We start from the raw sequence: 11,920 nt of genomic DNA, 5'->3' as shown, positions 1-11,920 counted from the left end.
GGTTTTCTGGCTATCCCGCCTGGAAGAGAAGCAGAAACTGCAGGCCGCTGCCTTGACTTTGATTCTCGGTGGGGCTGTGGGCAACCTTATTGACCGTGCGCTTCTTGGGCATGTGGTGGATTTTATCCTCGTCCACTATAAGCAGCAGTGGTTTTTCCCAGCCTTTAACCTGGCGGATATCGGCATCACAGTTGGCGCTGGTTTGATGATTCTCGATATGATTCTCAATCCTGAACCGAAAAAGCAGTAAACAGGATAAACAATGACTATAACTCCAAATATTCAGGCGGGGAGCAAGGTTACCCTGCATTTTTCCCTGAAACTTGAAAATAACGATATCGTCGATAGTACCTTTAATCGTACGCCCGCTTCCTTTGTTGTGGGGGATGGCAATTTACCAGAAGGCTTTGAGAAGCATATCCATGGTTTAACGGCCGGAAGCTGTGACTCCTTTCTGGTCGCGCCGGAAGAGGCATTTGGGCAGCACAATCCCAGCAATATTCAAAGAGTAGGGCGGAGCCGCTTTGCGCCGGATATGGAGTTGGTGGAAGGGCTGGTCATCTCTTTTGCTGATCAGGCTGGTGGTGAGCTGCCCGGAGTTATACAAGGCTTTGATGAACAGACAGTGACGGTGGACTTCAACCACCCGCTGGCGGGTAAAGCCTTGATTTTTGATGTGGAAATTCTGTCTGTGGAAGCTGCCTGATTTTCCTGTTTAGCCTTTTATCCCGCTTATCAGGCCGCTTGTCGGCCTGTTCTCCGCTTTTCCTGATACCTACCTGTTCCCGTGCCTAGGCTGTGATTATCAGTTATTGGGTACAGGGAGGTGCCCATGCACTCTCATCGTGGCTATCGCGGTATAACACTCCCGGAGCTTCTTTGGGCTATCGCTATTTTCGGTATTCTGATTGCTGCCGGTGTGCCCTCTATGGTGGGCATGACCAATCGCATCGAAGCTGAATCTGCTTTCCGCCACTTCCGCAGTGCCGTAGCTTTTGCCCGTGCTGAAGCCATTGTTCGCCGGGCCGATGTGGTTCTGTGTCCCCGTCTTCCCGGTACTGAAATGTGTCACTCGGGGGCCATTGGCTCCGATGAAGAAGAAGAACGAGTCTGGAAACAGGGCTGGCTGCTGTTTGTGGATCGAGGTGATTCTTCTGGCACCATTGATGAATCTGAAGGTGACCAGATTCTTAAGGTGTTCGATAAAGTGGATGATGATGTGACCATGAAAATCACCAGCAGTGGCGGTGGCCAGCTCCAGACTGTGAGTTTTGTTCCCAAGGGCAGTAGTTCACCAACAACCTTCTCAGTGCTGTTTTGCCTGAAAGATGATTATGGTGATGTGGAATTTGCTGGCCTGACAGTGGTTCACCATGGCCGGGTTCGCATGTCGGACAGGGATGAGGCCCAGGAGGGTTGCAATGCGCTTTAAGGTGATAAGGCAAAAGCAAAAAGGGTTTAATCTGGTCGAAAATCTTGTGACCCTTTTTGTGCTCTCTGTGGGTTTGCTAGGGGTTGCGGGTATGCAGGCTGTGGCTATGAAAACCCAGCAAACCAGCCACTTCTACCATAAGGCATTATCTCTGGCTCAGGGTTTTTCAGACCGCGTGCGTGCCAATATGGAAGCTGCCGAAGCCGGTGCCTACGACCTGAAAAGTCCGGCAGAAGGGCTAAGTCTTGCCTTGGATTCCGATTGCACCAATACCGGTTGCACTCCGTTGGAGATGGCAGGGCATGATATTACCGAGTGGCGGGAGGCGGTAAGGCGAACCTTGCCTAAAGGGGAGGCCTACGTTTGCCAGGACAGCACCCCAAGTCAGGATCCGGAAGATTATTTTGGTGATCCATTCACTGTTATTCCCAACTCCTGTGATGGTCAGGGGGATATTTATGTCGTTCATATTGTCTGGGATATGGATCCGAAGCGTGATGGTGTGGTGATTCTTACATCGGATCCGGAAAAGTCTGATGGTCATTACATGATGGTTTTTGAACCCTGATGCCAGGTTAAGAGGCCTTTAGGAGCATTCTATGAAAGGATTTCAGCGTGGCTCCCTTATGGTGGAAGTGATGGTGTCCAGTTTGATTGGCACCTTGCTTCTCTATGGTGCCCTTTCGATCATGCTGAATAGCAGGATCAGCTTTAAAGCCCGTGAAGGTTTATCCCGCATAGAAGAGCGTGGTCGTCTGGCTCTGGAGATTATTGCTGACGATATACGCCTGTCGGGTTATAGGGGGTGTGTATCCAGTGGGGCTCAGGAAATTATTAAAGGCGTAGATTTATCTGCCAGCTGGATTCAGCCAGAGCTGGGTGTACGTGGCTGGGCATTTAAAGATACTGAGTTTGGTGATGATCTGGATGTTCATCTGCTGCAAGAGTCCAGTTTTACCACAGGAAACTGGGTGCCTGACGATCCGAGCATCAAAGGCACAGGTGTGGATATGCTCAAACGCAGTGATGTGCTTGAGCTTTGGGTTGCCCAGCCTTTTGTTATGGATATCACCGGTGCGACAATATCTGACTCCCTGAAGCAGCTGTCGGCTGATCCTGACACTATGGAAGGATTCCCGGACAGCAGTGAAACAGATCCTGAACGCTTATTGCTAGTGAGTGACTGCTCGAAAAATATGCTGGTGAAGGCGGACTCTTTCAGTTCCACAGGTATTGTATCTCTTGATCTGTTAAACAGTAACAGCCAAACCTCGCAACTGACATCTATGAGCCAGCCTCAGGCTATTATGATTCAAGGCCTGATGTACTATCTGGCAATACCCTCTGATCGGGATCGCCCCTCACTGTATAAAAAAGAAATCAACGCAGATGGAAGCTTCAAAAATGCAGTGGAAGTGTTACCCGGTGTATTGAACTTTCAGCTTCAGTTTGGAGAGAACACGGATACGGAATTGTCGGTTGACCGGTATGTGGACGCCGATGAAGTGTCCGACTGGGCCAATGTCATCAGTGTGCGCATTTTTATGCTGGTGGAAACTGAAATTGAGGATGCGGTTCCTGATGCCATGGAGTTTTACTTCTTTGGGCGAACTTATTCGCCCTCCAGCTCACAGGACAAACGTATACGCCGGGAATACACAACCACGGTTACTTTGAGAAATCGTTCTCTTGGCCTGGTTTTGACCGGTGACTCTGATACTCCAACACCGTGAGGGTATGAGTATGAAGCGACTGCCTCAACAGCATGGTGCGGCACTTGTTGTTGCCATGATTCTGTTGACACTGCTTACGCTGATGGGCACAGACAGTATGAGAACATCCATGCTGGATATGCATTTGAGTAAGGGGTTTCAGGATCAAAATCATGCATTTCAGATTGCCGAAACAGGTTTGCGTCTGGCGGAAGAAGTTCTACAGACGGCTACCACTGATGCGGAAGTGACAGAGCTGTTAACGGAAGCCAGGATTAATATTGAAACAGGCTCGATTGACTACCACGACAGCAGTTATTGGAATTTGAAAGACTTTTACGACGATGACTACCTTGTAAAGATTGTCGTGCAACGTTGGCGCTATATTTCCGATAGCCTTGCTATCGGTGCAGAGGATCCTTCTGGCATTCAATACTATCGTATTACAGCTCGTGGCACCGATGCCGGCTATGCCAAGTATTTAAATGACGGTAACAACGAAAACTACAGAAAAAGCCGTTCGGTTGTTGTTCTGCAGAGTATCTATGCCGCTCGGCATAACTAAATAAGATAACGTGCGACAGGGAGGATAGGGATATGCGACTGTCGGTGATAGCAGCTTTTTCATTACTGCTGGTTGGAACCAGAACACCTGCGATGAACTTTTCCGAGAAGCCTTTGTTTCTTGCGACAAGTTCGCTGCCCAATGTCTCGTTGATGCTGGATGACTCCGGCTCAATGGATTGGGAGTTTATGAGCAACCCCCACTACCGTTACTGCTCTTTCTTCCCTGGCGTGCCGCCAACGCTGGATGAAGGTACTGAGGTTACTACCGGCGAAGGAGGAGGAGACGATAAGGTCTGCTTCTATGAAGATGAAAATTTTGGTGGCACAAAAACCTGTTATAAGGAGTCAGGAGAGGCTGATGCCTCTCTAAATGATACTTGGTCGTCTGTTCGTTTGAGGCCAGGCTGGGGTGTGAGGGTATTTGAACATTATGAGAAGGGAGATAGTAATACCGATATTACAAGCGATAGAGTAAGACTATCTGATGGTTGGGATAATATTATTTCAGAATTTGAAGTTTATGAAACCAATGCCCCAAGCACCTGCCTTAATAATGAGTTTTATAACTCAGGTTTGTTCTATCCCAATAACAAGAGTTATAGCTATTACTACATGTTCGGGAGCTGGAGCAATTACAATACGACAGATGTCAAGTTCTTCGATGAGGAGCATGGAGACTGGCGGGCATTTTCCGGTGATATGAATGTGTTGTATTTCGACCCGGCTCAGGAGTATGAACCATGGGAAGGTTACCCCAATGCCTCTTTTAGTGCTGGACGAATGCACCCCCATTCTACCCATGCTGATTACAATGTTACCCGAGATTTAGAGGGGCATGTCTATGCAACGGCTATAGATTCGGCTGGATTTAACGGGGACAAGCCTGTTCAGGCGGACGCGAACTATTCTGCCATTCCCAATGGCCTTATAGATGCCTGGGATGACCATACTCTTTATCAAATTAACGGGGCATCTATATCTCGCTGGAATGTTACGTTCACGCTGGAAGATGATTCACTGGGTGAGAATGTCGTGCGGCGTTCGGTACGTTTATCTGATATTACCAATGTTGACGAAGTAGAAGCGATTAAAACAAATTATGCAAACTGGTATCAATATTACCGAAATCGTCAGTTCTCTGTGACATCAGCAGTGAGTACGCTGATCAATACAACGCCGAACTATCGCTATTCCCTTGGTTATATCAACCGTGGAGATATCGTGTTCAATGCTCCAGCGGATAACAGCGACCTTATCACCCATAATAATAACCTTCTCGATGAGCTGTTCAATTCCTATAATGCAGCAGGTGGTACTCCCCTCAGAGCCGGGCTGGATAGGGTGGGTAATTACTTCAAAACAACAGGAGGCAGTGCTCCCATAACAGAGAGCTGTCAGCAAAACTTCTCAATTCTTTTTACCGATGGTTATTGGGGGGGAGCTTTTTCCAACGGGGCTATTGGCAACTCAGACGGTGATCCTTACTCAGAAACTGTGGCAGACGTAGCCGATTACTATTACAAGGAAGATCTTCGCCCCGACTTGGTGGATAACGTTCCTGTTTCTCCTGCAGATGATGCCCAACATCAGCATATGTCCACCTTTACTGTGGCTTTTGGTGTGGAAGGGGCTTTGACTGATAGTGATGGTGATGACTGGCCTGACCAGAGTGGTGTGAATCTCACATCCAGCTCTGATTGGGGTGACCCTTTCAACTGGGATAGCCCCGGTAAAATTGATGATATGTGGCATGCCGCCTTTAACAGTAAAGGTCTCTATACGTCTGCAAAAACACCAGGCCAGGTTGTGGAAGGACTTTCAGCTGCGTTGGCGGAAGTTACTCAGCGTATTGGCTCTTCCGCATCTGTTGCCACTAACGCGGGAAGTCTGCGCAGCAATAGTACGGTGTATCAGGCACGGTTCAGTAGTGATACATGGGCAGGAGATCTATGGGCACTGCCTTTGAACAGTGATGGCACGGTCAGCCCGACACCAAGTTGGCAGGCAGGAGCACTGCTGGATAGCAAAAGCCATATCAGCCGGGTTATTCTGACTGCGGATAAAAACAATGCAGGTAAGCTGGTGGGCGTGCCTTTCCGCCATAGTACGCCCAACTTGCTCTCGAACGATTATATTGTGCGGTTGAGCGACGGTATGACAGAACTGGGTATTAATGGCTCAGTTGATGATTATGCTGATGCGCTGACCAACTTCTTGCGCGGAGACACTGCCAACGCTGGTGGCAGGCCTGAGGAGACTTGGACAAAGTGTGCCAATGAGGGGGATACCTGCAGTTTTAGCGGAATCCGGACTGTGCGTTATGGCATAAATAACTCTTGGACAACCAGGGTTGTGACAGGACCAGTTGCGTGCAGCAGCAGTGTGTTTGAGGATCCTGCTCAATCCTCTTCTAAAGAGTGCTACCTGGGCACGGCAACGAACTACGGATTCCGTGAAAAGAGCAATAAGCTGGGGGATATTGTTGACTCTGATCCAACCTATGTGGGTGCGCCTAATGCTTACTATAACGACAGTGGCTATCAGTCGTTTAAAAGCGCTAACTCCAGCCGAAGCCCTATGATTTATGTGGGAGCCAATGATGGTATGCTCCACGGCTTTGATGCAGAAACCGGGCAGGAGCGTTTAGGCTTTGTGCCTTATACGATAGCTTCTGAGCTACATCATCTTGCCAATCCCAAGTACCCCCATAAGTTTTATGTCAATGGCTCTGTTACTGTGGGAGATGCCTGTACAGGTTCACTAGGCTGCAGTTGGAAAACACTATTGATTGGCAGTTTACGATCCGGTGGTCGTGGTGTCTTTGCTCTAGATGTTACGAACCCCAATAGCTTCTCTGAAAGTCAGGCCTCCAATATTGTGCAGTGGGAGTTTAATTCCGATAGCGATTCCGACATGGGATATAGCTATGGCAAGCCTTTGCTTGTGAAACTCTCTACCGGCAAGTGGGCTGTGATTACCGCCAACGGTTACGCCAGCAATGATGGTAAGGCGGTGCTGTTTGTTCTGGATGCAGAAACGGGTGAGCCATTGGCTTCTGGCGGAAAACTGGATACCGGGGCCACTGGAGCCAATGGGCTTTCCAGCCCAACAGCTGTTGATACTGATCAGGATGGCGATGTGGACTTCGTTTATGCTGGTGACCTGAAAGGCAATCTGTGGAAGTTCGATCTGCGTTCCACCAATCCTGGCAATTGGGGTGTCGCCTATAGTGCTGGTGGAAATCCTCTGCCTCTATTTGCGGCCGGAGCGGGTAAGCAGATTACCACAGCGCCAGAAGTCGGGCGCCACCCTACGGAAACCGGCTTTATTGTCTATTTCGGTACGGGCCAATATATAGAGGTGGATGATAACCAGATTCTTGGGGAGCCAACCCAGGGCTTCTATGGCATATGGGATGATAATCGGAGTAACAGTGATTTTTCTGCCTCAATAGCACCTGCCAACTTGCTATCCCAAACCATTCTGGCAGAGCAGGATTTTTATCCCCACGACACCAACGGTGACGGACTCAACAACAGCAATGATGAAGGGATTCGTTTCCGGGCTACCAGCAATAATGAAATTTGCTGGAGTAATTGTGACTCCGGGACAAGCCACCGTGGCTGGGTATTAAATTTCGAGTTAGAGGGAAATAGCCGTGGTGAGCGTCAGGTCACGAAATCGGTTTTGAGAAACGGGCGCATTATATTCACGACCCTGCTTCCCTCCGGTGATGCTTGTAAGCGAGGGGGTACCAGTTGGTTAATGGAGCTGAGTGCGACTGACGGCAGTAACCTGTACGAACCACCTTTTGATATCAACCATGATGCCGAGTTTGACAGTGATGATTTGAACTATGCTGACTGGACAAGTGAATCCCTCGTGAATTTCTGTCCTGATGGTAACTGTCAGTCCCCATCCGGTATTTATAATGATGGCATTATCCAAACCCCTGCCATCATTACTTGTGGCATAGGGGTAGAGTGTAAATACCTGAGCGCCTCAGATGGATCGGTGGATAAAATCGATGAAAACGCTGGAGGTAATAGTCTTGGACGACAATCCTGGAGAGAGCTGAGAGGAGATTAAGAATGAAATGGATACTGGCTCTATTAATAAGTGTTGTTTCCCTGTCCTCCTATGGGGCGGAAGAACAATTGACGAAAGGAATTTTAGAAGGCATCAATAATAGTACCCGCGCGGTGATTATTGGCAGTCGGGAATATCCCATGACAGATAATGTCAAAATTGAATCACCTTACCTGGAGTCAAATCATTATTTTCTGCTTCCAGGTTTAACCCTTTCTCTTCACTCGGAAGACGGGAAAAAGGTGTCCCGTATTGTTATTCATGGGCCATACTCCTTGTTACGTGAAGCTGTAAAACACTGATTTTATCTGAAATTTACCTGTCTTTTATAAGCTCTCATTAATAAAAGGCGGGTTGAAATCAGTCAAAGGATTTTGAATTACGGCTTTGGATCAGGATGTTCCAGCAGTAGAAGTGCAAAATCATGACAGAAGTGAAAGTAGTAAGGCCATTCAAAGGGTTTACCCTCTTTGAAATCCTCATTGTTCTTGCGATAGTCAGTATTCTTATGTCTATCGCATACCCCTCATACCGTGATTACATTGTTCGTGCCAGCCGGTCGGATGCCCATGTGGCGATTCAAAAAGTGGCTATGGCAGAAGAGCGAATATACGCGGTGAGCAGTCAATATACCGGTAATATGGATTCCCTTGGTGGGCGAGAATCGCCGGAAGGTCTTTATGAACTGGCAGCCGTCACTGGAATCTGGAGTGGAACAAATTGTGCCTTGGCCGTCAATGATACGACAGCAACCAACTCTTACACCATCCTCGCGACACCCACAGCAGGCAAATCTCAGGAAAATGATAGTGACTGTACATGCATATATTTTGACAGTCGTGGTGTCAAGGGCTCGACCGGTGGACGTGCCAACGCCCAGGATTGCTGGTAACCCCCGCTAGTTAACCACCTGCCTCGCAGTACCCTCCAAAACTAAACTTAAATACGTATACCTGCGACTTTTTCAGGTCGCAGGTAGCGTTTACTTAGTGAGTTTTTGCAGGGGACGCTTTGCAAAAGCTGTTATCAGGAAGTTGCTGTATCGATGTCTGATAGTCGAGTCTGGAAAGTACTCGTACTGAATGGCACAGAAGTTGATAGTGCGGTTTGGTCGAGTGCATTAGATCAGTTAGGTGGGGAATTTCTATTCTCTTACCCGACTAGTCTCGACCATTTGAAAACCCTTCTCAATGACGAGCGTTTTGATTTTATCGTAGCCTATGATACATCAGATGCAATCGTTCCACCTGATAAAGCCTTAATTCATCAAATCACTATCCAGCCAGAGACGCCTTTTATTGTTGTTTCCTCTGAGTATTCCTCATCCACTGTCGTTAAGTGGCTGAAGGCTGGAGCTCGTGACGTTGTTCCATTTGGGTGTAAAGAACATATTTCGCTTGTCACTTTTAGAGAGCTTAGTCGATCTCACAATTTGTCAACAAACTTTTCTTCTGGGGTTGAAGAAACTGACGACAGTGTTCAAAAGGTTCTTACAAAGCTGCTCAGTACTCCTGTTGAGAGTCGATCAGAAAAACTATTCTTCATGATCGAAATCCAAGAGTGGACTGGCTTGCTTAGCCGACTTGGCAAAGAAAAAACATCGGTTGCCAGATTGTCTGTGATTGATGAAATCAAAACCCACCTTAAGCCAGACTCTCAGGTTGAAATCATAGAGGAGAAATTTATTTATGTCATCACTGACGCCGGAGAAAAATCTCCGGAACAGATTGCATACGACGTTGTTCATGGAATGGACCAGTTGTTTATCGACATCGATGAACACAGTCTGCAAGTGGGAATTAGCATGGCGGTTGTCCCCCTGAATTGTCCATTTGGAGATTTTGAAGAGCTAGATACTCGCGCGAAAGAATTGCTACAGGAGGTACAGACAATGGGCGCAAATAAGTTCAAGGTATTCTCTCAGGCTGTTGTTATTGAGAAACAGGCCTCGGAAGGGGATGCCCACGCACTGGTGCAACACGCGCTGGATAACAACAGCTTTGAGCTGCATTTCCAGCCGGTGGCCAGCCTGAGCGGCGATCCTGAAGAACACTATGACGTGTTACTGCGGGTGGTTGACCCACAAGGCAAGAACGTATCAGCAGGTCAGTTCATAGGCGTGATTGACCGTACACCCCTTGCAGAAAAAATCGATAAGTGGGTGATTCTGCACAGTATCAAACGCCTTGTTGAGCACAAGAAAAGCGGCGGTGGTTCTCATCTGTTCCTCCACCTGAGCAGCGCCACAATTCAGGATAACAAGTTCCTGCCATGGCTGTTCCTGTTACTCAAAAAAGCGGGCGTTGCACCAAGCAGTCTGATCTTCCAGTTCAGTGAAGAGGGCATTGCCCGTTATAAGGATCAGGCATTGAAGATGCTTGGTGGGATGAATAAGATTGGTTGCCGCACCAGCATCAGTCACTTCGGCAGCACTATGAATCCCATGCGTATTGCTGAAGAACTGAAAACTGATTACGTCAAACTCGATGGTAAGCTCACTGAGCATCTGGCGGAAGATAGCGAAGAAGAGAAACAGGTGCATGAGATGATCGAAAAACTTGAAGAAATGTCCCGTAGGGTCATCGTACCGCAGATTGAAAATCCGAATGTGATGACTAAGGTGTGGAGAACCGGGGCCTCTTACGTTCAGGGTTACTTCTTGCAGAAGCCCAAGCCGGATATGGATTATGACTTTAGTGCAGATGACTGATAGGAGTCATCACTCAGCAACGGCCTCAGCTACATGTTCGGGACTATCCAGGTTGAGCTTCTTCAACCGGTACCGCAGTGCACGGAATGTAATTCCCAACTGCCTGGCTGCAGCGGTACGATTCCAGCGAGTGGTTTCCAGTGCTTGAAGAATAGCCTGTTTCTCAAGGCCTTCGAGGTAGTCTTCCAGGCTATCGAAGTTAGGTGGTGGAGTGTGTTTCCTCTCACCTTGTGGCTGTTCAGTTGCACTATCCTGTTCCGGCTGAATTTGTGCCTCCTCATTAAGGTAGAGGTCTGCCGGCATAATGGTATCGTTTTCACACAGGGTAAAGGCTCGCTCCAGAATATTTTCCAGCTCCCGCACATTTCCCGGATAAGAATAATGTAACAAGGCATGATTTGCTTCTTGAGAAAGCACCGGTGGCTCAATATCACACTCATCCCCAAGCCGATTTAAAAAATGCTCTGCTAAAAGAAGAATATCTTCCCCTCGGTCCTTAAGCGGAGGCACCTTCAACTCGATGACATTGATGCGATAAAACAAATCCTGACGGAAGCGCTCCTCCTGAACCTCATGGGCCAGGTCTCGGTGGGTTGCACTCAAAATCCGAATATCAACAGCCTCTTCTTGCTGACTGCCCACGGGGCGAATCTTTTTTTCCTGAATGGCTCGTAATAATTTCACCTGCATATGCAGGGGAAGGTCGGCCACTTCATCGAGAAACAATGTGCCACCATGGGCAGCGTGGAACAGGCCGGTTTTATCATTCACTGCGCCGGTAAAGCTGCCTTTGCGATGACCGAAGAATTCACTTTCCATCAGCTCAGAAGGAATGGCACCACAGTTCACTGCCACAAAGGGCTGATCTCCCCGGGGGCCTTGTTCGTGGATCATTCTGGCTACAACTTCCTTACCCGTGCCGGACTCTCCATTTATATAGACAGGAGCCTGGCTGCGGGCGATGCGGCTGATCTGCTGTTTCAGTTTGTGGATGGGGGCCGACTCACCCAGCATCTTAATTCTGGAAGCCTTCTTTTCAGACTGGGAAAGTTTGAGAGCCTGATTCACCAGCTCTCGCAGGCGGGGCAGCTCTACAGGTTTGGATACAAAGTCAAAAGCACCTGCTTTTAAAGAGGCAATGGCCGTATCCATGCTGCCGTAGGCAGTAATCACAGCCACCGGCGTTTGGGGGCAGTGTTGCTGAATGAATTGAACGAGCTCAATACCATTGCCATCGGGCAGGTTCATATCTGTTAAGCAGAGGTCGAAAGATCCACTCTTAAGTTGGAGTTCCGCTTCAGCGACAGTAGTCACAGCCTCTGTATCCAGCTTCATGCGGCCAAGAGTGATTTCCAGAAGCTCCCGAATATCGGGTTCATCATCAATGATCAGAACGCGTGGAGGATTCAT

At 48.3% G+C, this 11,920-nt stretch carries 11 protein-coding genes; 10 read left to right on the top strand and 1 reads right to left on the bottom strand.

The window, feature by feature from the left end:
- From lspA to E1189_RS10750, 10 genes are all read left to right on the top strand, one after another.
- Positions 1-250 (top strand): signal peptidase II (gene lspA / locus E1189_RS10795; protein ID WP_155160218.1); only part of this gene is annotated, 250 nt, incomplete at its 5' end.
- Positions 251-262: 12 nt separating this feature from the next.
- Positions 263-706 (top strand): FKBP-type peptidyl-prolyl cis-trans isomerase, encoded by a 444-nt coding sequence (locus E1189_RS10790; protein WP_155160216.1) that lies wholly within the window; start codon positions 263-265, stop codon positions 704-706.
- A 126-nt stretch (positions 707-832) separates the two neighbouring features.
- Positions 833-1,432, top strand: a complete 600-nt coding sequence (locus E1189_RS10785) for a GspH/FimT family pseudopilin (RefSeq protein ID WP_155160214.1) — start codon at positions 833-835, stop codon at positions 1,430-1,432.
- Positions 1,422-2,000: a type IV pilus modification protein PilV gene (gene pilV, locus E1189_RS10780; RefSeq protein ID WP_196221373.1), complete on the top strand. Its 579-nt coding sequence runs from the start codon at positions 1,422-1,424 to the stop codon at positions 1,998-2,000. The genes E1189_RS10785 and pilV overlap by 11 nt, the downstream gene beginning before the upstream one ends.
- 31 nt (positions 2,001-2,031) lie before the next feature.
- Positions 2,032-3,165, top strand: coding sequence for a PilW family protein (locus tag E1189_RS10775; RefSeq protein WP_155160209.1), 1,134 nt, complete (start codon positions 2,032-2,034; stop codon positions 3,163-3,165).
- 10 nt (positions 3,166-3,175) lie between these two features.
- Positions 3,176-3,709 carry a pilus assembly PilX family protein gene (locus E1189_RS10770; RefSeq protein ID WP_196221372.1) on the top strand — a complete coding sequence of 178 codons (534 nt, stop codon included), beginning with the start codon at positions 3,176-3,178 and terminating at the stop codon, positions 3,707-3,709.
- A gap of 32 nt (positions 3,710-3,741) precedes the next feature.
- Positions 3,742-7,800 carry a pilus assembly protein gene (locus E1189_RS10765; RefSeq protein WP_155160205.1) on the top strand — a complete coding sequence of 1,353 codons (4,059 nt, stop codon included), beginning with the start codon at positions 3,742-3,744 and terminating at the stop codon, positions 7,798-7,800.
- Positions 7,801-7,802: 2 nt separating this feature from the next.
- Positions 7,803-8,102 carry a hypothetical protein gene (locus E1189_RS10760; RefSeq protein WP_155160203.1) on the top strand — a complete coding sequence of 100 codons (300 nt, stop codon included), beginning with the start codon at positions 7,803-7,805 and terminating at the stop codon, positions 8,100-8,102.
- Positions 8,103-8,224: 122 nt separating this feature from the next.
- Complete coding sequence (locus E1189_RS10755) at positions 8,225-8,692, top strand: type IV pilin protein (protein ID WP_155160201.1); 468 nt, start codon at positions 8,225-8,227, stop codon at positions 8,690-8,692.
- Between the two features lie 153 nt (positions 8,693-8,845).
- On the top strand, positions 8,846-10,510 hold the full coding sequence (locus E1189_RS10750) for an EAL domain-containing response regulator (RefSeq protein WP_155160199.1): 1,665 nt from the start codon (positions 8,846-8,848) through the stop codon (positions 10,508-10,510).
- Between the two features lie 9 nt (positions 10,511-10,519).
- Here E1189_RS10750 and E1189_RS10745 read toward each other — a convergent pair whose 3' ends face one another.
- Complete coding sequence (locus tag E1189_RS10745; RefSeq protein WP_155160196.1) at positions 10,520-11,920, bottom strand: sigma-54-dependent transcriptional regulator; 1,401 nt, start codon at positions 11,918-11,920, stop codon at positions 10,520-10,522.

This window comes from Parendozoicomonas verongulae (genome assembly GCF_009711465.1).
GTDB classification, from domain to species: domain Bacteria; phylum Pseudomonadota; class Gammaproteobacteria; order Pseudomonadales; family Endozoicomonadaceae; genus Sansalvadorimonas; species Sansalvadorimonas verongulae.
The sequence above is the reverse complement of the archived record's forward strand: the minus strand, read 5'-3'. Positions and strand labels throughout refer to the sequence as shown.